Raw genomic sequence first — 25,527 nt, 5'->3', positions numbered from 1 at the left:
GTTCGGTTTTGCCGAGCACTGGAGCTCATTGGGCTTTTTAAAGAGAAACACTGCCAAATTACTGTCAATTAGAGATCGGTGTTAATCAAGAGCCGTTTGTAATACAGCAATGAGGACGGGTCGAGCTGCAGGGCTTCTGCCAGCTGCTGGTCGCTGTCTTGCCGGTGGCTGGCCAGGTACAACAGGACGTAACTCTGGTGGAGGTACTTGGGCGCCAGGCTAAAACCGAGGTATTCCTCATCCTGGTGGAGAAACTTATGCAGGGCAGGATTGCTGAGCCGGGGTGCCGTCGGGTTGAAACGCTGCTTTAAGAAGAGGTCGGGGGACACTTGCAGCTGCTGACGGGGAGCAATGTACGCTAAAAATTGCTGGCGAAACTTTTCCTCCGCCGGGGTCTTCAGCGTCAGTTGTTCAAAGACCCGGTTGAAGCCGGGCTGGAGAAATTCGCCCACCGTGTAGCCATACTTGCTTAGGAGCAGGGTGAGCCGGGTATAGTAGTGCAAGTGGTCATCTGCTAAGAGCTGGTCGAGCTTGGCCAGCCACTTGCTGGCGACGCGCTGGTTCGGGGCGACTGCCCGGCCGTGGAGGGTAAGGGTAGGGTAATCATTGATTAATTGGTGGGTGAAGAGGTAGCGGAAATAGCGGTTCAGCTGGGAGAGAATCTTATTGTAAGTGGTCATCGTAATCTGTTTGTCAGCCTGCAGGTAGCTCAGGTAGGCCCGGACGTCCGTTTCGGTCAGGTTGGCCAGCGTTGGCTGCCGGGCAAACTGGGGCCGGTTCGCCTGGAGGTAGCTAAAGAGGTTTGTCAAACTGGTGTCGTAGGTTTTAATTGTCAGGGGGGACAGGTCCTGCTGGCTGAGGAAACGGCGGAAGGCCTTTTGGTAAGGATAGTCCATGGTCCAACCTCACTTTCAAGAAATTATTTACTTTAACTATACCACAAAAACCATCACGCTAAACAAAGACTTTCGCATGATGACCCGGGATTTGCTATAATCAATACTGATTGTTAGCAAATTTCACGGTAAGGGATTGATGAAATGATAATAAAAAAACTACCAGCGATCTTTGAGCCCGCCCGTCCGGTGCTCCAAAAAATTGAAGAGGCTGGTTTTGAAGCTTACTTTGTCGGTGGCTGCGTTCGCGATACCATCCTTGGCGACCCCATCCACGATATCGACATTGCTACGAGTGCCTACCCTAGTGAAATTAAACGGATTTTCAAGCGCACGGTTGATACCGGGATTGAGCACGGAACGGTGATGATTCTCGACCACGGGATCGGGTATGAAACCACCACCTTTCGGACCGAATCCGGCTACCAGGACTTCCGCCGACCGGATAATGTTACCTTCGTTCGTTCCCTGGCGGAAGATTTGCAACGGCGTGATTTCACCATTAACGCCCTCGCCCTGCGAGAAAATGGTGAGGTGGTTGACCTCTTTGACGGTCTGGGGGACTTACACCGCCGGCTGATTCGGGCGGTCGGTGACCCAAACGAACGCTTTCATGAGGACGCCCTGCGGATGATGCGGGCGGTGCGTTTTGCCAGCAAGCTGGACTTTGTGATTGACCAGCCAACCCGCACGGGGATTAAGGCTAATGCCCACCTGCTAAGTAAGATTGCGGTGGAACGCACCCGGGTGGAACTGGAAAAAATGTTTTTGGGTCAAAACCCGCCGGCCGGGTTAAAAGACTTTTTGGAAACGGGCCTTTACCGCTACTGTCCAGGACTTGCTAATGCCCACCAGCAGCTCAGCAGCTTGTTAGTGAACGGTAATGGCTGGAAGCTGGCAAACACTGAACAGGTGTGGGCCTTGCTGGCCGTTCAGCTGGGTTTAAGCGGAAGGGAAGCAGCCAAGTTCCTGCGGACGTGGAAGACTTCTAACGAAACCATCAAGCAGGTGGGGAAGATTATTTTAGCGGTGAACGCTCTCCGTCATCAGCAGGTCACCCCAGATTTGATGTTTAAAGTCGGTTGGCCAGCGTTAAGTGACGCCAACCAGGTGGCGGCCATTTACGGCTGGCAACGGTCAATCGGCGACTTGAAAAAGCAGTACGATGCCTTGCCGATCAAGACGGCTAGAGAATTAGCGATTGATGGGCGGACCTTAATCCAAGAAGGCGGGTTAAAACCGGGCCCGGCCTTGGGGAAGGTCCTCAACACGTTGGTGGAAGCCGTCGTCAATGGCCAGTTGGCAAACGAAAAAGCCGTGTTGCTGGAGCGCGCGGCCAGCTTAAAATAGCAAAGAAGGATTGATTAAAAATGCAAACGATGAAGGCAGAAGGGCTGACCAGTACGTACGGTGAAAAGGTCCTTTTTGACCACGTGAACTTTATTATTAACGAAAACGACCGGATTGGCCTGATTGGGGTTAACGGCAGTGGCAAAACGAGCTTGCTTAACGCCATCGCCCGGGAAACGCGTCCCGAGGGGGGGACCATTACCACCCCGAATGACTATTCTATCGGCTACCTCCGCCAGCAGCCCCAGCTGGACGAAAATAAAACCATTATGGAAGCCGTTTTTGATGGTGAACAACCGGTTTTTAAGACAATTCGGGCCTATGAACAGGCCCTGACTAATTTTAGCAAGCACCCGGAGGACCAGCAGGCGATTGACCGCTATACGAAGATGCAGGCGCGAATGGACCAGGAAGATGCCTGGGAGGCCGACAGCCGGATCAAGACGATCCTGACCCAGCTCAAGATTAAGGATACCAGTCAAAAGATTGCCGATTTGTCCGGGGGTCAGCTTAAACGGGTCGGCCTGGCGCAGGTTCTGATCCAGCAGCCGGACCTCCTACTGCTAGATGAGCCCACCAACCACCTCGACCTCGATTCGGTCGTCTGGCTGCAGGATTTTTTGGCGAGCTATAAGGGAGCAGTTGTCGTCGTAACCCATGACCGCTACTTCCTCGACCAGGTGACGAACCACATCTGGGAGCTATCCTTTGGCAAACTCTACCAGTACGATGGCAATTACCAGGACTTTGTCCAGAAAAAAGCCGAGCGGGTCGAACTAGCCAAGGAAACGGAACGCAAGAACCAGCAGCTCTACAAAAAGGAGCTGGCTTGGATGCGGACTGGTGCCAAGGCGCGGTCGACGAAGCAGAAGGGACGGATTAACCACTTTCACCAGCTGGAAGGGGAGATCGGCAAGCTTAAAACGGATGAGGATATTTCAATCAACTTGGGTTCCCAACGACTGGGCAAGGACGTGCTTGAATTTAAGGATGCCAGCCTGAACCTGGGCGGTCACCAGATCCTTCAAAATTTCAACTGGCTGGTTCAAGCCGGTGATCGAATCGGAATTACCGGTGAAAACGGTGCCGGCAAGACCAGTCTTTTGAACGTGATTGCTGACCGGCTGCCCCTGGACAGCGGGGTCGTTAAGATTGGGGAAACGGTCAAGCTGGGCTACTATACCCAGCAAACCGAGGGGGTCGACGACGACCAGCGGATGATCAGCTTTTTGACCGAAGTTGCCGATAGTGTGACGGATAAGGACGGTAATAAAATTAGTGTTACCCAGCTGCTGGAGCGCTTCCTGTTCCCGCGCTTCATGCACGGAACCCTGATCCGGAAGCTGTCTGGTGGCGAAAAGCGCCGCCTGTACCTGCTCAAGATTTTAATGCAGCAGCCCAACGTCCTGCTCCTCGACGAACCGACGAACGACCTGGATATTGGGACGCTGACCGTGTTGGAAGACTACCTAGATAATTTTGCCGGGACGGTCATCACCGTGTCCCACGACCGTTACTTCCTCGACAAGGTGGCGGATAACCTGCTGGTTTTCCATGGACAGGGAAACATCGAACGCTACACGGGCTACTTCACGGACTATCTGAAGCAGCAACGGCAGGCCAAGGAAAGCGAGCAGGATGCTCCTAAGGCCTCAAAGGCTAAGGCCAGCCGGCCTGCACCCGTTAAAAAGCAGCCCGCCGAAAAAACGAAGCTAACCTATGCCGAAGAAATTGAGTGGAAACAGATTAACCAGGACCTGGATGACCTTAGCCAGAAGCAGCAGGAAATTGAACAGGGAATGGCCGCAGCTGCCAACGATTACCCCAAGCTGGCGGCCTTTCAAAAGGAATTAAATGAAGTTCAGCAGGAAGTCGATGAAAAGACGGCCCGCTGGGAATACTTGAGCAATTACGTGGAATAGTAAAGGAGTAAGACAAGTGGTAGAAAACCAAAATGAGCAGCAATACCTTGAGTTGGCCCGTTACGTACTAAAACATGGTCACGAAAAAACCGACCGGACCGGGACGGGCACCCGGTCGGTCTTCGGCTACCAAATGCGCTTTGACCTTTCCAAGGGCTTCCCGATTTTGACGACGAAGAAGGTCCCATTTGGCTTAATCAAGAGTGAACTACTGTGGTTCCTGCGGGGAGACACCAACATCCGCTTCCTCCTCCAGCACCATAACCACATCTGGGATGAGTGGGCCTTTAAGAAATGGGTCGAGAGTGATGAATACCACGGCCCAGACATGACCGACTTTGGCCACCGCTGGCTAGTGGACGCCGACTTTAAGCAACAGTACCTCGCGGAGAAAAAGGCCTTTTGCCAGCGCATCGTTGATGACGAAGACTTCGCGAAAAAGTATGGGGACCTCGGGCTGGTTTACGGGAGCCAGTGGCGGCACTGGAAGACCAGCAATGGACAAACGATTGACCAGATTGCCAACGTCATTCACCAGATCAAGACGACCCCGGATTCCCGGCGGATGATTGTTTCCGCTTGGAACCCCGAGGATGTGCCATCGATGGCGCTGCCACCGTGTCACACGATGTTCCAGTTTTACGTCAATGATGGCAAACTCAGCTGTCAGCTTTACCAGCGGAGTGCCGACATTTTCCTGGGGGTTCCGTTCAACATTGCCAGCTACGCTCTTTTGACCCATATGATTGCCCACCAGTGCGGCCTGCAGGTCGGTGATTTTGTCCACACCCTCGGGGATGCCCACATTTACCTGAACCACCTTGATCAGGTTAAAGAACAGCTTTCGCGGACGCCCCGTGAAGCGCCCCAGCTGATCTTGCCGGCAGAACCGAAGCCAATTGACCAGTATGAAATGACGGATATTAAGCTGGCGGGCTACACCCATGAGGCGGCAATCAAGGCCCCGGTAGCGGTTTAGGAGGATCCAATGACAGAAGTAAACTTTGTGTGGGCGGAGGACCTCGACGGCTGGATTGGCAAGGACCATGATCTGCCCTGGCACGTGAGCGCGGACCTGCGCCACTTTAAGCGGGAGACGGTCGGCCGCCCGGTTGTGATGGGCCGCCGGACCTACGAGTCGATCGGCCGGCCATTACCGCACCGGGAAAACGTGGTTTTGACCCACCACCCAGTTGAAGACGGGCGCGTTCAATCACTCGCTACGACCGCTGATTTTAAGCAGTGGCTGGCCCGGACCCCTGAGCAGGAAGTGGCCGTCATCGGCGGGGCCCAGATCTTTGCCCAGTTGTTGGACCAGGCGACGGTTCTAACCCGGACAGTGATCAACGGCCACTATGCCGGCGACACAAAAATGCCACCGATCGATTATGATCGGTGGCAGCTGGTGGACCGGCAGCCAGTTGAGGAAGCCGGTCAGGTGGCCTGCTGGTTTGAAAAGTGGGTGCTAAACGTAAAGCAGGATTGAAAAGTACATCAGTGCGGTTCCGGCGAGGACGAAGAAGTGCCAGATGAAGTGGGTGTAGGCGGTTGGCCGGCTGTATAGCAAGGCCCCCAGGGTAAAGGTAACGCCCCCCGCGAGGAGCAGCCCAAAGCCGACGGGACCAAGTGCGTGCCAGAGCGGGAAAAAGGCGAAGACGCACAGCCAGCCCATCAAGACGTAAATCAGGGTCGAATAGGTGCTCTTGTGTTTGAGCCAGATGCTCTTATAAACGACCCCCAGGACGGCCAGCGCCCAGATAATCCCAAACATCGTCCAGCCTTCCCAGCCCCTGATGGCGACTAGGCAGTAGGGGGTGTAGGTTCCGGCAATCAAAAGGTAGATCATGCAATGGTCGAACACCTGAAAGAGGTGCTTGGCTTTGGTAAAGACGAGGGCGTGGAAGAGGGTCGACGAGAGGTAGAAGAGGACGAGGATACTGCCGTAGATGGTAAAGGTAACGACCCGCATCGGACTTCCGGTGTGCGCTGCCCGAATAATCAAGAATACCAGACCGGCAATTGCCAGTGCGGTACCAATTCCGTGGGTAATGGCATTGCCGATTTCGATTAAGAGGGTTTTGCTGTCTGTCTTGTTTGCTTGTGCCAACATTATTACTCCTTTCGGGCCAATCTGCGGTGAATTCTAAAGGGCTTTTTGGTATACTATTACTATAAAAATTGAATTAAGGATTTAAATATCACCGTTTTTCGTTATAATGGTTTTGTAAACCTTTTATCTAGTTATCGAAACTAGATAAAATTATAACACATAATGGCCGACAAGGAGGAGCGAATTTTCCATGTCTCAAGTAAAAATTGTCTGTGATTCATCGGCAGGCTTAACCGAAGAAGAAATTAAAAAGTATCAAATTACGATTGTTCCCTTAACGGTAATGATTGATGACACGATTTACGTAGAGCGGGAGACCATCACGAATGACCAGTTTCCCGAAATGATGAAAAACGCCAAGTCGCTGCCCAAGACGTCACAACCGCCAATCGGCAAGTTTGTCGACGCCTTTGACAAGCTGGGGGCGGACGGGAGTGAAGTCCTCTGCGTGACGATGATGGAGTCGATTAGCGGAACCGTCCATGCGGCGGAGCAGGCGGCCACAATGACCAAGACGAAGGTGACGGTTTATGACTCCCAGACGACTGACCAGGGAATGGCCTTTCAAATTGTCGCGGCTGCCAAGGTCTTGGAGGACGGCGGCAGTGTTGACGACGCCATTGCCAAGATGAAGGACGTCTTAAATAAGTCAAAGCTTTATCTGGCGATTGACAACCTGGACAACCTGGTAGCAGGTGGCCGGGTCAGCAAGTTTGCCGGAGCGCTATCGAACCTCTTGAACATTAAGATTATGCTCCAGGTCTATGGCGGCCAAATTCATATTATTATGAAGGGCCGGGGCACCAAGGCCATCCATAAGGAGTGGGATCGAATCCTCAAAGAGATGGCGGACGGTCCGCGGCCAGTGCGGATTGGGATTTCCCACGTGGAGGGCGACAAGGAGGTCAACCGGCTCAAAGCCGCGGTTGAGGAGCGCTACCCAGACATCCCAGTGGTTGTTCGGGAGACGGTTCCGATCATCGCCACCCACACTGGGATGGGGGCTTGCTGCCTGTTGTACTATACTGAATAAATTAAGATTGAGAAATGCGGTCACGAGGGGGCCGCATTTCTTGTTCAGAGGAGGACAATGTTGTGAAGAAAAAATGGTGGTTAATACTGCTCCTGTGTTTGCTGATCGTACTCGGCGGCTGGTATTTTTACCGTCATTCGGTTGGTCACCGGTCATCAGCGCCGGCATATGTGCAAAAGAAGAACGTTCACCTGGTAGCAATCGGTGATTCGCTGACTTTTGGCCAGGGGGATGAAACGAAAAATGGCGGCTATGTGGGAATAATTAAACAAAAGATTGAAGACCGCTACCGGCAGACCACCGTTGAAACCGCTAATTATGGGGTCAGTGGGGACCGGTCAGACCAAATCCTAGCGCGTCTGAATTCACAAAAGGCGATGCAGCAGGACCTGCGTCAGGCGGACGTGATTACCATGACCGTCGGGGGCAACGACCTCCTGCAAAACCTGCAAAAAAACGTTATGAATTCGCCGCAGACGATTGATAAGGACGTTGCTGCCGCCCAGCAAACCTACACCACGAGCTTGAATAAGCTGCTCCAGGCGGTCCGCAAGCAGAATCCGCGGGCACCAATTTTTGTACTGAGCATCTACAATCCCGTTTATACCTACTTCCCTGATGTTGATACTATCAACGATTCCATTGCCAAATGGAACACCACGACGGCGCAGGTAACCCGGGGCTACCAGCCCGCTTATTTTGTTGACATTAATCATTTGATGTCCTGGGGGCAGTACAAGACCGCGGACCAGCGGCGCCAATTGGTCCAGAAGGAACAGCAGGCCAACCAGGGAAAGGTTAGCCAGGCTCGTTTGCTTAACATTATGAAGAACAAGGACCATAATTTGAACCAGTACATTTCAACTGAGGACAATTTTCACCCCAACCACCGTGGCTACGAACAAATGGCGGACCGTCTCTTTCAGACAATGCAGCAGCACGATAGTTGGGAGTACGTAAAGAGGTAAACTATGGACAAGCAGAGAACAGTGAAAACAGGCCGGACCATTAACTGGTGGAAGTGGGCGTTTATCGTTTTGCTGGCGGCCATTATACTGGCAACGGGGGTGATCATTAACCGGGTCACTGCCCCAGCGCCGGCCCCGGCAGTAACCCAAAAGGCGGCAGTTGGCGATACGTCAATGACGGTGGAGTTAAACCGTCACCAGGTCAACGCCCTTGCGGCAAACTACCTCAACCGGTTTTTAAAGGGCCAGCAGGTGAAATACACCTTCATTGTTGGCCAGCAATACGCGACTTTGGCGGGGGACACGAAGTTTTTGGGGGCCAAGATCCGCTTTGCCCTTAACTTCATTCCCGAACGTCAACCAGACGGGAACGTTTTGCTAAGGGCCCGGGGACTGTCCATCGGCCGGCTCAATATTCCCGTCAAGATCGTAATGGGCTACATCGCGAAAAACTATAACGTTCCCAAATGGGTAAAAATTAATGCCAAGAAGAAGACAATCTTGCTGGACCTTAACCAGTACAGTGCCAAACGGTCACTGAAGTATTCGGCCGAGGAAATCAACATGGCAAAGGGGCGCTTTAAGTTCCTAATTACCGTCCCGGCAAATTAGTGAAGGGGTGTTGAAGAATGAACCAGGAAAGTTTTTACCGCTACTTAATGACCCAGCGTAATCCCAATAGTGCAGACGAAATTGAGCAGTTTGCCAATAACGCTTTTTTAGACTCCGCATTTCCGAAGCAGTCAACCGACTTCGAGGAAATTTCGCAATATTTGGAAGAAAGTGCGGACTACCTGCCATCAATGACCATTTTTGATGCAGCCTGGCGGCGCTATTTGGACGCAATGAATTAGGAGGGAGTTAGTATGGCAACAATTCAATGGTTTCCCGGCCATATGGCCAAGGCTCTGCGGCAAATTCGTGAGCAAATGCCGTTAGTTGATATTGTTTTTGAGTTAGTAGACGCCCGGGTTCCCTATTCGTCCCAGAACCCGGAAGTGGCGTTAGCGGCGGGTGAAAAGCCCCGCCTATTAATCATGACCAAGACCGACTTGGCAGATCCCGACCGCCTGGCCGAATGGCAGCGGTTCTTTGCGGACCAGGGCCAGCCGGTTTTGGCGCTGGATTCTCGTCGCCATAACGTCAGCAAGCTGGTGACGGCTAAGAGCAAGGAAATCCTCCATGACCAGTTGGTCCAGGAAGCGGCGAAGGGGTTAAAGAAGCGGCCAATCCGGGCCATGTGCGTGGGGGTGCCGAACGTCGGCAAGTCGACCCTCCTCAACCACCTGGTGAAGAAGAACGTTGCCCAGACGGGGAACCGCCCCGGCGTGACAACCGGGCAGCAGTGGCTGCGCTCGTCGGCGGAATTGGAACTGCTGGACACTCCGGGGGTCTTGTGGCACAAGTTTGCCAGTCCCAAGCGGGGGGTGATGCTGGCCCTTTCTGGTGCGATTAAGGACAGTCTCTACCCGAAGGATGATGTGGCTTTATTTGCCCTGGCTTACCTGCGCGCCCACCAGCCCGACCTGTTGAAGAAGCGCTACCGGCTGACCGACCAGGACCTGGACCCGGCAGTTAGCGATCCTGATCTCCTGCTGACGATTACCAACAAACTTGGTTTTCGCGACGACTACGACCGGGCTAGTGAGCGCTTGATCTTTGATTTGCGGAAGGGGAAGCTGGGCCCGATTACAATGGAAGTTCCTGGTGATTTAAACGCGGAGGGAATCAATGAGTAAGAAGACGGTCAATGAAGTCCGGGCCTTGCTGGCGACAATTGACAACCTGACGGATCCCCGCTTGGCAGAATTAGCCGCTGATGGACGCAAGGGAGTGCAGGCGGCCCTGCAGCAGCACCAGCGGCGGGTAGAACGTCAGCAGGCCGCGCGCCAGGCCTTTCGGCAGCGGTTTCACTATGAACGGCAGCTTTGGCAGAACGGTTGCCGTTACGTCGCGGGGATGGATGAAGTGGGGCGCGGTCCCCTTGCCGGCCCGGTGGTGACCTGTGCGGTGATTTTAGGCCCTGACTTTGACCTGATTGGGGTGACGGACTCCAAGCAGCTGACCCGCCACGAACGGGAGCAGCTCTACCTCAGGATCGTCGATGAGGCCGTGGAAGTCAGCATTGCGGTTAACGACCGGGAAGCGATCGACCGGCTGAACATCTATGCAGCCACCCAGGATGCGATGATGCGGGCGGTGCGGAATCTGAACCACCGGCCGGACCACCTGATTGTCGACGCGGTGCCCTTACCCTTTGACTATCCACAAACCACCCTCATTAAGGGGGACCAGAAGAGTATTAGCGTCGCGGCCGCCAGTATCGTAGCTAAGGAGTACCGGGATCATTTGATGCGGGACTATGACCGGGTTTATCCTGGCTATGGTTTTGCTGAGAACATGGGTTACGGCACTAAGGCCCACCTTGCCGGCTTAGCCCGTTTGGGGGCCTGCCCGATTCACCGCCGGTCTTTTAGCCCCGTGCCAAAGTATTTATAGTGCAAATTAAGAACAGCCTCGTACTTATTAGGTAGGAGGCTTTTTATAATGGCAATTCGCAGATTTTTATTACAGTTAAGTTTATGCCGGGGAATTGGCCAGGTTAGCAAGGTCCGCCTGTGGCAAGCCGCTAGTCAGCACCGGTGCTTTACTGACCTGGCAGCACTCGCCAAGTGGGCACAACTGGGACCTAATTCGCAGGCGGCCTTTTTGAATAATTGGAACAGTGAGCAGTTGGCCGCCGCGGTTGAATATAACCGGCAGTTTCCCTTTATCACCATCGTCGATGAAGAGTATCCCGCCCAACTACGGGAAACCTTTTGCCCGCCATTAGTGCTATTTTATGATGGTCAGCTAGAGATGCTTAAGAACCCGCTCTTGGCGGTGGTTGGCGCCCGGGAGATGTCTGCCTACGGCGAAACGGTCCTGCGCGGATTGATTCCCCCGTTGGCAAAACGGCAAATTGCGGTCGTAAGTGGGCTGGCAAAGGGAATCGACGGGATGAGCCACCGCTTGGCACTAGCAAATGATGGCCCGACGATTGGGGTGGTTGGCTGCGGCTTGGATCGTGCCTACCCCCCTGAGAACCGGCAATTGCAGGAGGCAGTAGCTGACCGCGGCTTGGTTCTTTCGGAGTATGGTCGCGGGGAGCCGCCCCTGGCTTACCATTTTCCGGAACGGAACCGGATCATTGCGGGCCTAGCTTCAACCGTGCTGGTAATTGAGGCGAAAAAGCGCAGCGGCAGTTTGATCACGGCTAATTTAGCACTGGAGGAGAACCGGACCGTTTGCGCGGTTCCCGGTCGGATTGATACCATCCGGTCGATGGGCTGTAATGAGCTGATTGCTGCGGGGGCCAAGCCGGTTCTTCGGGCCCAAGATATTTTGGATGAGTTCCTGCTGTAATTAAGCGCTTCCCTTGCATTTATTATGAAAATATCATAAAATCAGTTTTTGCATTTGACAGAGTACTGTTCCATGTAATAATAGAGATATATTAATGAAGAAAAAATATTAAATGTGAGGAGCCTTTACATGGCAACCAAAACTGCTAAAAAAACAACGAAGGCTACCGCGACGAAAAAGAAAACGACGCGGCGCCGTTCCAAAGTCAAAAAAAATCTTGTAATTGTTGAATCACCGTCCAAGGCCAAAACGATTGGCCGCTTCTTAGGCCGCTCTTATAAGGTCGTTGCCAGTCTCGGCCATGTCCGCGACCTGCCGAAGAGCCGGATGGGCGTGGATATTGACCATGACTACCAGCCAGACTACATCTCAATCCGGGGAAAAGGCGACGTTATTAAGGAACTCCGCAAGGACGCTAAAAATGCCAAAGCCGTTTACCTGGCGTCTGACCCCGATCGGGAGGGGGAAGCGATTGCCTGGCACGTTTCTAATATCTTAAAACTGGATGATGACCAGAAGAACCGGGTCACCTTTAACGAAATCACCAAAGACGCCGTTAAAAATGCCTTTAAGGAACCCCGGACCATCAACATGGACCTGGTTGATGCCCAGCAGGCCCGCCGGGTATTAGACCGGCTGGTGGGGTATTCCATTAGCCCGATCTTGTGGAAGAAGGTCAAGAAGGGGCTGAGTGCCGGGCGGGTGCAATCGGTGGCCCTTAACCTGATTATTCAGCGGGAAAATGAAATCCGCAACTTCAAACCCGAGGAATATTGGACGATTGACGCGGACTTTAAGCATGGCCGGGATAAGTTTACCGCTAGTTTTTACGGTGAAAACGGCAAAAAGGTCAAGCTCGGCAATAACGCGGACGTTCAACGGATCTTGGGCAAGCTTGATAAAAAGCAGGACTTTGCGATTACAAAGGTTACGCGCAAAGAGCGGCGCCGGCAACCGCAACCACCGTACACCACTTCAACGATGCAGCAGGATGCTAACCGGCGGTTGAACTTCCGGACCCGGAAGACGATGATGGCCGCGCAGATGCTGTACGAAGGAATTGACATTAAGCAGGGCGCCCCGGTCGGTCTAATCACCTATATGCGGACGGACTCCACTCGGATTGCCTCAGTGGCGAAACACGAGGCTTCCCAGTTTATCCATGAACAGTATGGCGGCGAGTACGCGGCCGTAAAGCCGGTCAAAGGGAAGCTGCCGGAGGGGGCGCAGGACGCCCACGAAGCAATCCGGCCGACCTCAGTGCGGCGGACACCGGCAGAAATGAAACCGTACCTGACCAACGACCAGTATAAGTTGTATAGCTTGATCTGGTCGCGGTTTGTTGCTAGCCAAATGACCCCCGAAGTCATCGACACGATGAACGTCAACCTGGAGCAAAACGGGGTTGACTTCCGGGCCAACGGCTCTAAGGTTAAGTTTCCGGGCTTTACCAAGGTTTACAAGCGGGGGGACGAAAAAGATAACGTCTTACCAGAGCTAAATGAAGGAGACCAGGCACAAATGGTCAGCGATGATCCAGCCCAGCACTTCACCCAGCCACCGGCCCGGTATACTGAAGCGGCCCTGATTAAAACGCTGGAAAGCAATGGGGTCGGCCGGCCATCGACCTACGCACCGACTTTGGACACGATTCAGCGGCGCTATTACGTCCGACTGGTATCACGTCACTTTGAGCCGACAGAACTGGGCGAGATTGTAAACAAGATTATTGAAAAGCAGTTCCCAGACATCGTTAACGCCCAGTTTACGGCCGACGTTGAAGGTAAACTGGACCAGGTTGAAGCTGGCAAGCAGGACTGGGTTAAGGTGGTGGACAGCTTCTACCAGCCGTTCTCCAAGGAAGTCCGGGATGCTGAGGAACAGGTGGCTAAGATTCAGATGAAGGATGAACTGGCCGGAAGCGACTGTGAAATTTGTGGGGCCCCGATGGTAATTAAAATGGGGCGTTATGGTAAGTTTTACGCCTGCTCCCGTTTCCCAAACTGCCGGAATACCAAGGCGATTGTGAAGGATACCGGGGTTACCTGTCCGGTCTGCAAGCAGGGGACGGTTGTGGAACGGAAGTCCAAGAAGAACCGGATTTTTTACGGTTGTTCCCGCTATCCTGACTGTGACTTTGTTTCTTGGGATCAACCGATTGGCCGGAATTGTCCGAAGGATGGTCATTTCTTAGTCGAAAAGAAGGTTAAGGGCGGCAAACAGGTCGTCTGTCCTAACGGTGATTACGAAGAGGCCGTTCAGAAGTAAGTAAAAACCAGTAAAACTAGTGTTAAAAGTTTTACTGGTTTTTATTTTGAAGTTATTGAAAGCGGTTTGCTCTTCTGCTATTGTGCAAAGTAAGGAGATTATATATACTAGGTGTTAAACGTTTAGCAATGAAAGGGAGACTGGCAATGATTACTCTGCAAAATGATGTCTTAGCGGTTGAAATTAACGAACTGGGGGCCCAGCTGCACAGTATTAAACGCCGTGATAACGGCCTGGAATATTTATGGCAGGGGGCAGCCAACAGCTGGGGACGGCAAGCCCCGATCCTCTTTCCTTTTGTTGGTCGGCTCAAAAATGACCAGTATGAGTTTGACCATCAAACTTATCACCAGACCCAGCACGGTTTTGCCCGGGACCGGCAGTTTGCGGTGGTTAACCAAACGACCAGTCAGGTAACGTTAGAGCAGCACGCTGATGACGAAACCCGGCAGGCCTTCCCCTTTGACTTTATTTTGCGGGTCCACTACCAACTAGTCGCCGATCGGCTGGCGGTGACCTACGAGGTCGTCAACCCGGCCGACCGCTCGCTGATTTACGCAATCGGCGCCCACCCCGGCTTTAATATGCCGTTAACGCCAGCGGGAGATTTTAATGACGTTCAGTTTACGGTTAGCCCGGCGGAGGAGTATTCCCGGATTGTCCTGGAGGGTCCGTACAATGATTCTGGACACCCGCGGCTGATCGATATGACCACGGGCTTCAAACTCGACCACCAATTGTTTGCGCACGACGCAATCATATTCAAGACCGGGGGCGTGGACTTTGCGGCAACGCTGACCGATTTGGCAACGGACCATGGAGTGACCGTTTCAACCAAGGAAACCCAGTACGTGGGACTTTGGTCAGCCTACCCGGCCAAGGCTAACTTTGCCTGCATTGAACCCTGGTGGGGAATTGCCGATAACGTTGGCGCTGATGGCCTTCTTCTCCACAAGCAGGGGATGTCGCGGCTGGCGCCTGGTGCTAGCAAGCAATACCACTTTAGCATCAAGCCATTCTAAATAAGCTAGCAACCAATATAAAAAGGGGAACAAAATCTGATTTGGATTTTGCTCCCCTTTTCCAATTGCTGTTAGGAAGGTTGTTAGTTATCAGTGTGACTTACCTGAATGTCAAAGTCATGTGTGAGGTAAGTGTTAGCTGTTTTTAGGAAGGTTTGGAGATGCGGTGTCTGGTTATGAGCATCAACTGCTTTTTGATCCTGCCAGTGTTCGACAATTAAAAAGTGGTTTGGTACCAACGCATCTTCAAAGTATGAGTAGAAGAGATTGCCAGTATCCTGTCGTGACTTATTTACTAGGTCTTCAGCAAAATCCATAAATTCTTCTCGACGAGTTGGATTGACATCACAATGAACATTAATAATAATCATGGTTTATCACCTCCGTCCTGATTAAATGCTTACAATGATTTTGCCATCGAGGTCTCCCTGTGAAACGAGATCTTGACCCTCACGGATTCCTTTTAAGGTAAAAGGCTCTACTTTGTTAACCTTAATTTTGATTTGCTGATTGCGAATCATGAGGAATAATGCGGCAAAGGCATCGGTATCGGGATGCCGATAGTTTGGCTTGACAGGCAAAAATTCCAAATTCTTATTATTCTCGACTGCTACCGACTGCGGATTTAACGAAAGAATCATACTATTTTGTTTGGCCAGTGCAATCGCTGTATTAATCGCTGTTTGGCTTTCATTAGTAGCATCAATCACAACATCAGCAATATTTTCGAGTAGTGGTGACTGTTCTTGATCATATGCGATAAACTCATCGGCACCTAATGCCCGAACAGTGTCATTTGCCTTTGCTAGATCAACGCCAATAACATAGGCTCCCAAAGCCTTAGCCACTTGAGTGATCATTGAACCGACCCCACCAGCTGCCCCTAGGACTACCAATACTTGTCCCATCTTGATGTGGGAGGCATGAACTAAGGTGTTGTAGGCAGTGATACCAGCAAGCGGTAAGGCTGCGGCTTGTTTAATATCTAAGGCGGGTGGAAAAAGGCCAGCATTATTCTGGTTAACCTTAAAGTATTCGGCATACGTACCCGTGCCCGCGTGAGCGATTACTAAGTCACCCACGTTAAAATACTTAACGTTTTTACCGGCTTTTACCACTTCACCGACCCCGTCAGTCCCCAGAATTGTTGGGAAAAATAACGTCAGGTAGTTTTTGAAATCACCATTCCGAATTGCAACATCAAATGGATTGATGGCAAAGACCCTAGTTTTAACAAGGATCTCATTAGGCCCAATCTTTGGAATCGCAATGTCAAACGCTTCTAAAACATTTGAGGCCCCATACTGATTAATTCCGAATGCTTTCATTGTGCAATCTCCCCATCATCATCAAGATAAGAGTTGGTGTTTTAACTGCTTTAAGACCTTAACACCAAATTCATGGTCTTCTGTATCGGTTAATCCCGAGATTACCAAGATCCCAATGTTGCCATTTCCCTTAGTAATAATCGGGAGTGCACCACCGACCAGGGCAAAGTCCCGGTGAGAAAGACCATATGAATTAAAGAAGGCTTCGGACTGATCAGCCCATAAAGTTTTTACGTATAAGCTGCAATGATCAAACATATTTGTGACGTTAAACTTTCTGGTTACCCAATCATTATTTTCCTTGCTTGTCTGGATCCCAGCGTGAAAGTATACTTCACGATTATTCAGCACTACTTTAATACATACTTTTTGAAAGGCGACCGGATCTACTTTAGAGAAGAGCGTAGCAAGTTCATCAACCTGTTCTAGTCCAAAATAGGGGAGGGTGGTCGCTTGTTCTTCCTCGAGAATCGAATTGCTATCCATTAAAATCATCCTTTATCAATTAAAGCTGAAAATTTGTGTCTACTTTTTGCGGCAAACCAGTATCGATTGACTTTTGGGCTGCGTTAGCCGCTCGTTGGGCCATGATAACGTCCTTACCCGTTGCTGCTAGTGGCGCATCGTTGAGAATTGAGTCGACAAACTTTCTCATTTCTGCAATGTAGGCTGGCTTGTAACGTTGTTGGAATGCTGGCTTAGGATTCTTTTTAATCTCGTTGTCAGCATTGTAAAGTTCGACCGTACTACCACTGACGTTTTCTGCCTTCAGCATCCCTTCGGAGCCAAAGACTTCAACCCGCTGGTCATAACCATAGACGGCTCGCCGGCTGTTGTCGATTAAACCGAAGGCGCCGTTGGCGAATTTCAGGTTGATAATTGCGGTATCATAGTCATTTAATTCTGCCAAGCCAGGGTCGACCAGGCGGCCTGCCTGAGCATAGACTTCTGTAATATCACTACCCATCATAAACCGGGCCATATCAAAATCATGCATGGTGAAGTCAAAAAGCAAACCACCAATGCGCTTAATAATGTTGTGCGGGGTCACTTCAGGGTCGCGTGAAGTAATTTTGACCACTTGTGGAGTGCCAATGGTTCCACTAACGACTTGCTGGTGAATGCTATCAAATTGTGGGTCGCTCCGGCGGTTAAAGCCGATTTGTAATTTAACGTTGTTATCTCTAACTGCTTTGAGAACATTAAGGCTAGCCTGTTCATCAGGACTCATGCTGAGCGGCTTTTCGCAGAAAATGTTTTTCCCGGCATTAGCAGCGGCGGTTACCATTTCCTCGTGCATATCAGTAGAGGTAAAGATAAACACTGTATCGATGTCAGGGTTGTTTAAGATATCCATGTAGTCACGAGTTTGGTTAGTGATCCCCATGAAATTAAGCTGGTCAGCGAGTTTATCTACGAAAATATCAGACACTTGAACGATATTAATTTCCGGAATGGTGAGAAGGTTTTTTAAGTGCATTTGTCCTGCGCGACCTAAACCGATGATTCCTGCATTAATTCTTTTTTTACTTGCCATAGTTAAAAGCTCCTTTTAAATCTAAACCTACGTATTTTAGCCTAGTCCTTAGTCTTAAAGCCTGCTTGGAGTTCCTCTAATGACTTTCCCCGGGTTTCTGGCACGAATTTGACGGCAAAGGTCAGCGCTAATGCGTTTAGGAGGGTAAATACGATGAAAGTATTGCCTAGGCCGATGCCAGCCAAAAGGATAGGAAAAACGTACCCAACCAGGAAGTTAGCGAGCCAGAGGAAGAAAGTTGCGATTCCCATCGCTAATCCCCGAATATCTTGCGGGAAAATTTCCGAAAGAAGAACCCACACAATTGGTGAAATTCCTCCTTGGAAGAAGGCCAGAAAGATAATCATTAAGCCAATCATTAAATAGGGGAAAATGGCCGTATTACTGATGGTCGATGAGAGAATACTGATCGTTAGCATTGTTAATAATGTGCCGCAAATACCAGTAATTAACATCTTGCGCCGGTTAACAATCGTCATCAAGCGGAGACTGACTAGGGTTGCTACCACTGAGGTAATCCCGTTTCCGATATTAGCAATCAAAGCGGCACTATGCCCAAAGCCCGCGTTGGAAAGGATTGTGGTCCCGTAATACATCATGATATTAATGCCAATAATTTGTTGCATGACACCAACACCAATACCGATTAAGACTAACCGAAGGATCCACGGCTTCTTTAAATCCCTGAAGCTGGCTTTGTTGACCTTACTATTACTGGCTAGGGTACCTTTGATCGATTGTAGTTCTTCTTCGATATTGTTCTGCTTACCGCGAATGTGCTGCAAAATATGCAATGCTTGGTCGTCTCTTTGTTTCATCACTAGCCATCTGGGTGATTCCGGTACTAGGCGAATGCCGATTAGAAAAATAATCGCCGGAATCAGTCCAAAAGCAAACATGTAGCGCCAGATGCTAGCAAGGGTTGCAAACGTAACCCCCAGGACAGCATTAACGATATACGAGAGTAGTTGTCCGCTGGTAATCATTAATTCGTGTTGGTTTACTAACCGCCCCCTGATTCGTGGGGTTGATAATTCCGATAGGTAAACCGGACTAATGACCGATTCGGCACCAACGGCTAAGCCTAGTAAGAACCGAAAAGTAATCATAATTGGGGCGTTCTTAGCAAAAACGCAACCAAGAATACATAAAATGAAAACGATCGCGGCATACGAAAGAACTCTTTTTCTGCCGTAGTGATCAGCTAACTTTCCACCAACGACGGCACCAAATGCCGCTCCTAAAGTAATTGCACTGGTAACTAATCCCTCGTCAGAAGGGGTTAGGTTCAACTGGCTATGCTGGGCCATGAACTGGAGTGAACCATTAGTAACACCAGTATCCATTCCGAACATTAATCCACCGAGGGTAACAATCCAAGCATAGAATTCAAGGCGGTGTGCGGCATGGGATGAAGACTGACTAGGGTCACTTGATTTATTCATATACTAGTCACACCTAAAAGTAGAAGTAATTGTGATGGCTTTTGACAGTGACTAATATTAACGTACTCATGTTTAACGTAAGTAAAACATATTCTGGCGGGAATGTCAATTTGAAATAAAATCACAAAATAAATTAATAAAAATATTGTTATCCCAAGAATCGAGGAAAACTAACGTATTTATCACAAAATAACCGTCTAATTTCTTTGTGAATTCTTTTGAAAGCCTTTAACAAAAAAAAAAAAAAATACAATAAACTTGTGATGGTTATTACAAGCGGTGACGCAATAACCTAACCACACTCATGTTTGGTGATGTTAATTGTTTGCTTTGAAGGAAGTGGTGCCTATTGAAAACAGTACGTTTAGGTTTAATTGGTGTCGGTAGAATTGGCAGTGTCCACTATCAGAATCTTAAAAGGATCGACGGTGTGCACCTGCGCTTTGTGATTTGAAAGTTGATGGTCGCTGGGAAAAACAATTTACTGCGGATTACTTTACTAATGATTACCAAAGGGTGCTTTCAGACCCAGAAATAGATGCGGTTCTGATCTGTACTCCTACAAACCTGCATCCCCAAATGGTTAAAGGTTATGTCCGTATAATTGGTGTAAATTCTAAATAGGACTTTGTGAAATCTGAAAGGAACTTCATTATGCCAAAGGTTGAATTAAATTTAGAAGATGACGAATTAAAGGAACTATTACTAGGTGATCGGGATAAGGCCATGCAATCAATTATGGCCAAGATCCTTGACGAAATTCTTAAGTCCGAAGCGACTGAGCAGATTAAAGCTAAGGCTTATGAACGTTCGGATGAACGAACCAATTCACGGAATGGTTATCGGGTTCGTCAGCTTACCACCCGCGTAGGGTCTCTAGAACTACACGTTCCTAAACTCCGTCATGGCAATTTTTCAACACAGCTGTTCAAACGCTACCAGCGTAGTGAGCAGGCCTTTGATTTGGCATTAATGGAAATGGTAATCCAAGGTGTTTCAACACGTAAAGTAGCTGAGATTACTAAGAAGTTATGTGGGACAACCTTTTCCAAAAGTACGGTCTCGGCTTTATGCAATAATTTGGACGACCAAGTGCTGGATTTTAACCGACGTCCCCTTACGCAAAAGTATGCTTTTGTGTATGCCGATGCAATTTTATTTAAGGTACACCGTGGTCACGTTGTGACAAGTAATAGCTTACTCGTTGCGATTGGAATCGACCCTAGCGGTCGTCGAGAAGTGCTCGGTTTTGATATCGGTGATAGTGAATCAAAAGCTTCATGGATGGACTTCTTTAGTGAACTTAAACAGCGGGGCCTTACCAACGTTGATATGTTTGTTTCAGACGCTCATTGTGGCTTAAAGGATGCAATCACTACGCAATTTCAGGGTAGCCTTTGGCAGAGATGTCAATTTCATTTTAGTAATGACTGTACAAGTATTCTGGCACTCAAGGATCGTAAAGAAGTTGCTAACCGACTCAAAGATTTATTTAATGCTCCAACGTACGACCAAGCGGTTGAACGGCGTGACCAATTGGTTAAAGATTGGCAGGCCGAGTTCCCTAAGGTGGTGAAGAAATTAGAAAATAGTTTTAACGAATTAATGGTGGTTTACCAGCTCCCAGAGGAGCTAAGGAAGCGTCTCCGGACGAATAATACAATTGAGCGGGTTAATCAAGAAATCCGTCGTCGTGACCGTGTAATCCGGATATTCCCGAATGATCTAAGCGTCTTGCGACTAATGGGAGCACTACTGATTGAACAGAATGAAAAATGGGCTGCTGGTCCACGGTACTTAAACATGACCGTTTACCACGGGATTGAAAAAGATGACAATTCAGAAGAAGCCGGTATGCTTAAGCTTGTGAAATGATAAATTCGCGGAATTTAATTTACACCAACATTTTGGACTTGACCTGGTTAAAGAGGCCGTGCTGGCACATAAGGATGTTTTCTGTGAGAAGCCGGTTGGCTTTGACATGGATGAAATCCTAGGGACGTATGAAGTAATCAAGCAGGCTAGTTCTTTAGTTCAAGTTGGCTTTAACCGGCGTTACGACAAAAGCTTTGCCCGGATTATTGAATTACGTGATCAGGACGCAATTGGTGATCCTCAAATACTAAAGATTACTTCTCGCGATCCAGAACCCCCGTCTCATGACTATGTGGCAGTCTCTGGTGGGATTTTCATGGACATGACAATTCATGATTTCGATATGGCTCGTTTTATCACCGGCCAAGAGGTGGAATCAGTCTACGCGACCGGCGGGATAATGATTGATCCGGGCATTGCCCAGTATGATGACTTAGATACTGCGATCACAACGTTAAACTTTGTTAATGGAATGATTGGTGTGATTGATAATAGCCGTCAGGCAACATATGGCTATGACCAACGAATCGAATTATTCGGTTCTAAGGGGATGGCCCATGCCGGCAATGTGCGGGAATCGACTACTGCCCTGGCAACTAAAGCAGGAACCGTTGATGACAATCCGCTGTTCTTCTTCCTACAACGGTATATTGACGCGTATAAAACGGAAATCGAAAGTTTCCTTGATTCGGTACGAAATAGGGAAGCCACTAAGTGCACCTATGAGGATGGAATCAAAGCCATTCGGATTGCCGAAGCGGCCAAGCAGTCATACCAGGAGAAGAAGCCGGTTGAGGTGAAGAATATATATGGTGACTAATTATTGAGGAGGAAATAAGCATGGCAGATATTAAGTGGGGAATTGCCCCAATTGGTTGGCGGAATGATGATATTCCATCTATCGGTGCTGATAATAATCTTGAGCAATTATTCAGTGATTTAGCATTAGCGGGTTTTGATGGCACCGAGGTTGGCGGCTTTTTCCCTGGCCCTGATGAAATTAACAAGCAGACTCAAATGCGGCAGATTTCAATTGCTGGTCAGTGGTTCAGCAGTTATATCCTGCGTGACGGTATTGAAAAGGCTTCTGAAGCATTTGAAAAGCACTGTCAATTTTTGAAGGCAGTTGGGGCACCGGTTGCCGTGGTTTCTGAACAAACGCATACTATCCAGCGGTCCGATTCAGCGAATATCTTTACGGATAAATACCACATGAACGACCAGGAATGGGATCAAGTTTGTGCCGGCCTAAATGAGTATGGTCGGATTGCAGCTAAGTATGGGATTAAGGTTGCTTATCACCACCACATGGGGACAGTTGTTCAGACGAAGGAAGAGACCGATCGCCTAATGGCAAATACGGATCCGCAACTCGTCGGCCTGCTATATGATACGGGACACATCTATGTATCCGATGGTGATTATCTGAGCCTATTGAAGGATCATCTTGACCGGGTTGTTCATGTCCACTTTAAGGACGTTCGCAAGGCTCAGGAAGCAGATTCGAAAGAAAAGGGATTGACATTCCAAGGCTCGTTTATGAATGGTATGTTCACTGTCCCAGGTGATGGTGACTTGGACTTCAAGCCGGTATATCAACTATTAAAAGACAATGGCTATAAAGGCTGGATTGTGGTTGAGGCTGAACAAGACCCGAAGAAGCATGATCCGTTTGAGATGGCTTTGACGGCAAAGAATTACATTGACACCGAGTTGCTTGGCCAGCCAGCCGGAAAACTGACTCACTTGGCTTAAAAATCGCAGGTTCTTTCTTATAATACTAGGAGTGAAAATTATGTCAGATATTAAAGTTACTAAAGTTGGGATTGTCGGAATTGGTTTTATTGGCTCTGATCACTTGCATCGTCTAACAAAAACGATTGCTAACGTTGATGTTACGGCTGTTTGTGATATTGTCCCTGGAAAAGCACAAAAGGAGTTGGACCGGCAAGGTTTAAAGGCCAAGGACTATCATGATTACCATGACCTGGTTAATGACCCAGATGTTGATGTAGTTGTCTGCACGGCAAGCAATGAAGCCCACTATGAAATTGTTATGGCGGCGCTAAAGGCTGGAAAGTTCTGCTTCTGTGAAAAGCCACTGGCACTGGATGCTAACCAGTGTATGGACATTGTCAAGGAAGAGCAAAAACACGGTCGGCGGATGCTGCAAGTAGGATTTATGCGGCACTACGCACCAGAGTATGTCCAGATGAAGAAGATGATTGATGACGGTACCATTGGTCACCCGCTGATGATGGATGAACGGCACTACAACCAAACTCAACCGGAAGAATATGACTCCTCTCGTTCAATCATCGAAACGGCCATCCACGAAATTGATCTTGACCACTGGCTCCTTAATGATGACTACAAGGACATTCAAGTATTTGGTGTCCGGAAGAGTAAATACGTTCAAAATGACCAAATTCAAGACCCGATGATTGTCATGATGAATACCAAGGGCGGTGTCAACATCTATCTGGAAGTTTATGTTCGTTGCCAGTATGGTTACGACATCAAGTGTGACGTTATTGGTGAAAAGGGGGTACTGGAACTACCGACGGTTCCACAAGTGGCAACCCGCCTGAATGCTGAGTACTCTACTGCTATCTTGACTGATTGGAAAGCCCGGTTCGAAAGTGCTTATGATATCGAATTCCGTGACTTTATCAACCACGTTTCCCAAGACGAATCCCCAGTCGGCCCATCCGCATGGGATGGTTACATTGCTGCCGTTACTGCTGACGCGGCCTTGCAATCCCTTGCCCATGATGGTGAAAAAGTTGACTTGGACTTCCCTGAACGTCCAGCATTCTACGTTGAAAAGTAATCGCAATAGTAAAAAAGCGCAGCAGGATAAAGTTCTGTTGCGCTTTTTGAGAAATTATTATCTATTTTAATTGATGGGGTTGTTGAATTATGCAAAATCAAAATATTAAAGAAAATACTCACCACGGTTACTTAACGCTAGTTGCCTGGATCAGCTGTATGGGTGCTGTCTGTTTCGGCTTTAACACCGCAGTTGTCAACGGGGCCCTCGACTTTATGGCGAAGCCTAGCCAGTTAAACCTGACTCCCTGGGCGCAGGGGGTCGTTTCTAGTGGGTTAACTCTTGGTGCTGCCTTTGGTGCTGTGTTTGGTGCGCCGCTCAGCGACAAACTGGGGCGGAAGAAAACGATGATCTGGTTAGGGGTCATCTTTACCATCTTTGGCCTTGGCTGTGGATTAGCGCCAAGCACCAGCTGGCTCATTATTTTCCGGTTTATTATGGGCTTAGCTGTTGGTGCCGTTTCTGCTCTAGTGCCGGTCTACCTCGCAGAAATTTCACCAGCCGCAGAGCGTGGTAAGTATGTTTCCATGAACCAACTGATGATCGTTGGGGGACAGTTCCTGGTCTTTGCTATCAACGCGATTCTTGGGAATGTTTACGGTGCCCATGATGCTGCCATTTGGCGGGTTATGCTTGGCTTAGCCGCTGTACCAGGGGTCCTGTTGTGGCTTGGGATGTACGCTGCGCCGGAAAGTCCCACTTGGTATGCAAATCACGGGATGTTCGGGCAAGCATTGGCAAGCCTTCAACGAATTCGGTCAAAGGCACAAGCAGAGGCTGAACTAATTGACCTGAAGAATAATGTTAAGAAGGAGCAACAGGAAAATAGTGAAAAGGCTTCTTGGAAAGACTTCAAGAAAAACTGGATTATTCAAATTGTTATTACCGGTGCAATGTTAGGGGTCTTCCAACAGTTTGCGGGAATTAATTCAGTGATGTATTACGGGACCAAAATTTTAACTTCAAGCGGTTTTGGTGCAAATACGGCCCTTTACCTCAACATTGCTAACGGTATCTTTTCGATTGTTGGTGCTATTGTTGGGATGTTTACGGTGGACCGGCTTGGTCGGAAGCCGTTGCTACTGATTGGCTACATTTTCTGTGCAATTGCATTAATCTCAGTTGCTTTAGTTGGGACGTTTGCTCTGAACACAGCTTGGGCACCGTACTTTGTCTTAGTTGTGCTACTGGTTTACATTGTTATTGACCAGGGGACTTTAGGACCGGTTACTTGGCTGCTGAATTCTGAAATCTTCCCGAACCGTTATCGGGGTTTGGGGACTGGGATTACCATCTTTGTCCTTTGGTTTGCAAACTTTATTGTGGGCTTGGTTTTCCCACAACTGCTGGCAACGATTGGGCTGTACAGCTTCTACATTTTTGCTGCCTGTTGTCTCCTTGGGGCTTGGTTTGTTATCGTCAGGGTACCGGAAACCAAGGGAGTACCGCTTAGTGAGATTGAAAAGTTCTTCCGTTCTCGCTATGACAAGTAATTAAATGAATAATAAATAGGTAAAAAACACCAAAGATCGGCT

General features: G+C 49.2%; 26 protein-coding genes. 19 read left to right on the top strand and 7 right to left on the bottom strand.

Translation table 11 applies throughout. From position 1 onward, the window contains the following. Positions 1-68 precede the first annotated feature (68 nt). Complete coding sequence (locus HMPREF0494_RS02025; protein ID WP_007123249.1) at positions 69-896, bottom strand: site-specific integrase; 828 nt, start codon at positions 894-896, stop codon at positions 69-71. 144 nt (positions 897-1,040) lie between these two features. Between HMPREF0494_RS02025 and HMPREF0494_RS02020 the strand changes: the two genes are divergently transcribed. Genes HMPREF0494_RS02020 through HMPREF0494_RS02005 form a run of 4 tightly spaced genes read left to right on the top strand, consistent with a single transcriptional unit; the run spans position 1,041 to position 5,654 of the window. Continuing rightward, the gene (locus HMPREF0494_RS02020) at positions 1,041-2,246 is read left to right on the top strand and encodes a CCA tRNA nucleotidyltransferase (RefSeq protein WP_007123248.1); all 1,206 of its coding nucleotides are present in this window, start codon (positions 1,041-1,043) and stop codon (positions 2,244-2,246) included. A 20-nt stretch (positions 2,247-2,266) separates the two neighbouring features. Next, positions 2,267-4,168 carry an ABC-F family ATP-binding cassette domain-containing protein gene (locus tag HMPREF0494_RS02015; protein ID WP_007123247.1) on the top strand — a complete coding sequence of 634 codons (1,902 nt, stop codon included), beginning with the start codon at positions 2,267-2,269 and terminating at the stop codon, positions 4,166-4,168. A 16-nt stretch (positions 4,169-4,184) separates the two neighbouring features. After that, a complete protein-coding gene (locus HMPREF0494_RS02010) occupies positions 4,185-5,147 on the top strand; it encodes a thymidylate synthase (protein ID WP_007123246.1) in 963 nt (320 codons plus the stop codon). A 9-nt stretch (positions 5,148-5,156) separates the two neighbouring features. Then, positions 5,157-5,654 (top strand): dihydrofolate reductase, encoded by a 498-nt coding sequence (locus HMPREF0494_RS02005; RefSeq protein WP_007123245.1) that lies wholly within the window; start codon positions 5,157-5,159, stop codon positions 5,652-5,654. Here the strand turns inward: HMPREF0494_RS02005 and trhA are convergent. Next, the gene (gene trhA / locus HMPREF0494_RS02000; protein ID WP_007123244.1) at positions 5,634-6,278 is read right to left on the bottom strand and encodes a PAQR family membrane homeostasis protein TrhA; all 645 of its coding nucleotides are present in this window, start codon (positions 6,276-6,278) and stop codon (positions 5,634-5,636) included. The genes HMPREF0494_RS02005 and trhA overlap by 21 nt on opposite strands. Before the next feature lie 190 nt (positions 6,279-6,468). Between trhA and HMPREF0494_RS01995 the strand changes: the two genes are divergently transcribed. The 9 genes from HMPREF0494_RS01995 (at position 6,469) to HMPREF0494_RS01955 (ending at position 14,974) form a co-directional block, all read left to right on the top strand. Next, positions 6,469-7,311 (top strand): DegV family protein, encoded by an 843-nt coding sequence (locus HMPREF0494_RS01995; RefSeq protein WP_007123243.1) that lies wholly within the window; start codon positions 6,469-6,471, stop codon positions 7,309-7,311. Positions 7,312-7,373: 62 nt separating this feature from the next. Beyond that, positions 7,374-8,279, top strand: coding sequence for an SGNH/GDSL hydrolase family protein (locus HMPREF0494_RS01990; RefSeq protein ID WP_040458662.1), 906 nt, complete (start codon positions 7,374-7,376; stop codon positions 8,277-8,279). 3 nt (positions 8,280-8,282) lie between these two features. Next, entirely contained in the window at positions 8,283-8,891 is a 609-nt protein-coding gene (locus tag HMPREF0494_RS01985) for a YpmS family protein (RefSeq protein ID WP_007123241.1), read from the top strand. 17 nt (positions 8,892-8,908) lie between these two features. Next, positions 8,909-9,133 carry a YozE family protein gene (locus HMPREF0494_RS01980; protein ID WP_007123240.1) on the top strand — a complete coding sequence of 75 codons (225 nt, stop codon included), beginning with the start codon at positions 8,909-8,911 and terminating at the stop codon, positions 9,131-9,133. A 12-nt stretch (positions 9,134-9,145) separates the two neighbouring features. After that, positions 9,146-10,018, top strand: coding sequence for a ribosome biogenesis GTPase YlqF (ylqF, locus tag HMPREF0494_RS01975; protein WP_007123239.1), 873 nt, complete (start codon positions 9,146-9,148; stop codon positions 10,016-10,018). Continuing rightward, entirely contained in the window at positions 10,011-10,778 is a 768-nt protein-coding gene (locus HMPREF0494_RS01970) for a ribonuclease HII (protein WP_007123238.1), read from the top strand. Before ylqF ends, HMPREF0494_RS01970 begins: the two co-directional genes overlap by 8 nt. A 45-nt stretch (positions 10,779-10,823) precedes the next feature. Next, positions 10,824-11,684, top strand: a complete 861-nt coding sequence (gene dprA, locus HMPREF0494_RS01965; RefSeq protein WP_040458661.1) for a DNA-processing protein DprA — start codon at positions 10,824-10,826, stop codon at positions 11,682-11,684. 129 nt (positions 11,685-11,813) lie between these two features. Continuing rightward, complete coding sequence (topA, locus tag HMPREF0494_RS01960) at positions 11,814-13,952, top strand: type I DNA topoisomerase (protein WP_007123236.1); 2,139 nt, start codon at positions 11,814-11,816, stop codon at positions 13,950-13,952. 146 nt (positions 13,953-14,098) lie between these two features. Then, positions 14,099-14,974: an aldose 1-epimerase family protein gene (locus tag HMPREF0494_RS01955; RefSeq protein WP_040458660.1), complete on the top strand. Its 876-nt coding sequence runs from the start codon at positions 14,099-14,101 to the stop codon at positions 14,972-14,974. 83 nt (positions 14,975-15,057) lie between these two features. On the opposite strand, the gene HMPREF0494_RS01950 is transcribed toward HMPREF0494_RS01955, so the two are convergent. The 5 genes from HMPREF0494_RS01950 to HMPREF0494_RS01930 are packed head-to-tail and all read right to left on the bottom strand — an operon-like array spanning position 15,058 to position 19,284. After that, positions 15,058-15,345 carry a putative quinol monooxygenase gene (locus HMPREF0494_RS01950; RefSeq protein ID WP_007123234.1) on the bottom strand — a complete coding sequence of 96 codons (288 nt, stop codon included), beginning with the start codon at positions 15,343-15,345 and terminating at the stop codon, positions 15,058-15,060. A gap of 21 nt (positions 15,346-15,366) precedes the next feature. Further along, a complete protein-coding gene (locus HMPREF0494_RS01945; protein WP_007123233.1) occupies positions 15,367-16,302 on the bottom strand; it encodes an NADP-dependent oxidoreductase in 936 nt (311 codons plus the stop codon). A 21-nt stretch (positions 16,303-16,323) separates the two neighbouring features. Continuing rightward, a complete protein-coding gene (locus HMPREF0494_RS01940; protein WP_050759635.1) occupies positions 16,324-16,788 on the bottom strand; it encodes a heme-binding protein in 465 nt (154 codons plus the stop codon). Positions 16,789-16,807: 19 nt separating this feature from the next. Then, the gene (gene iolG, locus HMPREF0494_RS01935; RefSeq protein ID WP_007123231.1) at positions 16,808-17,839 is read right to left on the bottom strand and encodes an inositol 2-dehydrogenase; all 1,032 of its coding nucleotides are present in this window, start codon (positions 17,837-17,839) and stop codon (positions 16,808-16,810) included. A 41-nt stretch (positions 17,840-17,880) separates the two neighbouring features. Then, entirely contained in the window at positions 17,881-19,284 is a 1,404-nt protein-coding gene (locus tag HMPREF0494_RS01930; RefSeq protein WP_050759633.1) for a sugar porter family MFS transporter, read from the bottom strand. A gap of 450 nt (positions 19,285-19,734) precedes the next feature. On the opposite strand from HMPREF0494_RS01930, the gene HMPREF0494_RS10890 reads away from it, so the two are divergent. The 6 genes from HMPREF0494_RS10890 to HMPREF0494_RS01905 all read left to right on the top strand — a co-directional run bounded on the left by HMPREF0494_RS10890 (position 19,735) and on the right by HMPREF0494_RS01905 (position 25,485). Then, on the top strand, positions 19,735-19,908 hold the full coding sequence (locus HMPREF0494_RS10890) for a Gfo/Idh/MocA family oxidoreductase (RefSeq protein WP_081445932.1): 174 nt from the start codon (positions 19,735-19,737) through the stop codon (positions 19,906-19,908). A 30-nt stretch (positions 19,909-19,938) separates the two neighbouring features. Then, complete coding sequence (locus HMPREF0494_RS01925) at positions 19,939-21,159, top strand: IS256 family transposase (protein ID WP_007123229.1); 1,221 nt, start codon at positions 19,939-19,941, stop codon at positions 21,157-21,159. A gap of 58 nt (positions 21,160-21,217) precedes the next feature. Continuing rightward, positions 21,218-21,979 (top strand): Gfo/Idh/MocA family protein, encoded by a 762-nt coding sequence (locus HMPREF0494_RS01920; protein WP_007123228.1) that lies wholly within the window; start codon positions 21,218-21,220, stop codon positions 21,977-21,979. Between the two features lie 20 nt (positions 21,980-21,999). After that, positions 22,000-22,914, top strand: a complete 915-nt coding sequence (gene iolE / locus HMPREF0494_RS01915) for a myo-inosose-2 dehydratase (protein WP_007123227.1) — start codon at positions 22,000-22,002, stop codon at positions 22,912-22,914. Between the two features lie 40 nt (positions 22,915-22,954). After that, the gene (locus HMPREF0494_RS01910) at positions 22,955-23,992 is read left to right on the top strand and encodes a Gfo/Idh/MocA family protein (RefSeq protein ID WP_007123226.1); all 1,038 of its coding nucleotides are present in this window, start codon (positions 22,955-22,957) and stop codon (positions 23,990-23,992) included. Positions 23,993-24,081: 89 nt separating this feature from the next. After that, positions 24,082-25,485 (top strand): sugar porter family MFS transporter, encoded by a 1,404-nt coding sequence (locus HMPREF0494_RS01905; protein WP_007123225.1) that lies wholly within the window; start codon positions 24,082-24,084, stop codon positions 25,483-25,485. Positions 25,486-25,527 lie beyond the last annotated feature (42 nt).

This window comes from Limosilactobacillus antri DSM 16041 (genome assembly GCF_000160835.1).
GTDB classification, from domain to species: domain Bacteria; phylum Bacillota; class Bacilli; order Lactobacillales; family Lactobacillaceae; genus Limosilactobacillus; species Limosilactobacillus antri.
This window is presented reverse-complemented; position numbering and strand designations above follow the sequence as displayed.

Coding starts and splice junctions, on each gene's coding strand:
- HMPREF0494_RS02025 (WP_007123249.1), bottom strand. CDS start 896: ATGGACTATCCTTACCAAAAGGCCTTCCGCCGTTTCCTCAGCCAGCAG.
- HMPREF0494_RS02020 (WP_007123248.1), top strand. CDS start 1,041: ATGATAATAAAAAAACTACCAGCGATCTTTGAGCCCGCCCGTCCGGTG.
- HMPREF0494_RS02015 (WP_007123247.1), top strand. CDS start 2,267: ATGCAAACGATGAAGGCAGAAGGGCTGACCAGTACGTACGGTGAAAAG.
- HMPREF0494_RS02005 (WP_007123245.1), top strand. CDS start 5,157: ATGACAGAAGTAAACTTTGTGTGGGCGGAGGACCTCGACGGCTGGATT.
- trhA (WP_007123244.1), bottom strand. CDS start 6,278: ATGTTGGCACAAGCAAACAAGACAGACAGCAAAACCCTCTTAATCGAA.
- HMPREF0494_RS01995 (WP_007123243.1), top strand. CDS start 6,469: ATGTCTCAAGTAAAAATTGTCTGTGATTCATCGGCAGGCTTAACCGAA.
- HMPREF0494_RS01985 (WP_007123241.1), top strand. CDS start 8,283: ATGGACAAGCAGAGAACAGTGAAAACAGGCCGGACCATTAACTGGTGG.
- HMPREF0494_RS01980 (WP_007123240.1), top strand. CDS start 8,909: ATGAACCAGGAAAGTTTTTACCGCTACTTAATGACCCAGCGTAATCCC.
- ylqF (WP_007123239.1), top strand. CDS start 9,146: ATGGCAACAATTCAATGGTTTCCCGGCCATATGGCCAAGGCTCTGCGG.
- HMPREF0494_RS01970 (WP_007123238.1), top strand. CDS start 10,011: ATGAGTAAGAAGACGGTCAATGAAGTCCGGGCCTTGCTGGCGACAATT.
- topA (WP_007123236.1), top strand. CDS start 11,814: ATGGCAACCAAAACTGCTAAAAAAACAACGAAGGCTACCGCGACGAAA.
- HMPREF0494_RS01955 (WP_040458660.1), top strand. CDS start 14,099: ATGATTACTCTGCAAAATGATGTCTTAGCGGTTGAAATTAACGAACTG.
- HMPREF0494_RS01950 (WP_007123234.1), bottom strand. CDS start 15,345: ATGATTATTATTAATGTTCATTGTGATGTCAATCCAACTCGTCGAGAA.
- HMPREF0494_RS01945 (WP_007123233.1), bottom strand. CDS start 16,302: ATGAAAGCATTCGGAATTAATCAGTATGGGGCCTCAAATGTTTTAGAA.
- HMPREF0494_RS01940 (WP_050759635.1), bottom strand. CDS start 16,788: ATGGATAGCAATTCGATTCTCGAGGAAGAACAAGCGACCACCCTCCCC.
- iolG (WP_007123231.1), bottom strand. CDS start 17,839: ATGGCAAGTAAAAAAAGAATTAATGCAGGAATCATCGGTTTAGGTCGC.
- HMPREF0494_RS01930 (WP_050759633.1), bottom strand. CDS start 19,284: ATGAATAAATCAAGTGACCCTAGTCAGTCTTCATCCCATGCCGCACAC.
- HMPREF0494_RS01925 (WP_007123229.1), top strand. CDS start 19,939: ATGCCAAAGGTTGAATTAAATTTAGAAGATGACGAATTAAAGGAACTA.
- iolE (WP_007123227.1), top strand. CDS start 22,000: ATGGCAGATATTAAGTGGGGAATTGCCCCAATTGGTTGGCGGAATGAT.
- HMPREF0494_RS01910 (WP_007123226.1), top strand. CDS start 22,955: ATGTCAGATATTAAAGTTACTAAAGTTGGGATTGTCGGAATTGGTTTT.
- HMPREF0494_RS01905 (WP_007123225.1), top strand. CDS start 24,082: ATGCAAAATCAAAATATTAAAGAAAATACTCACCACGGTTACTTAACG.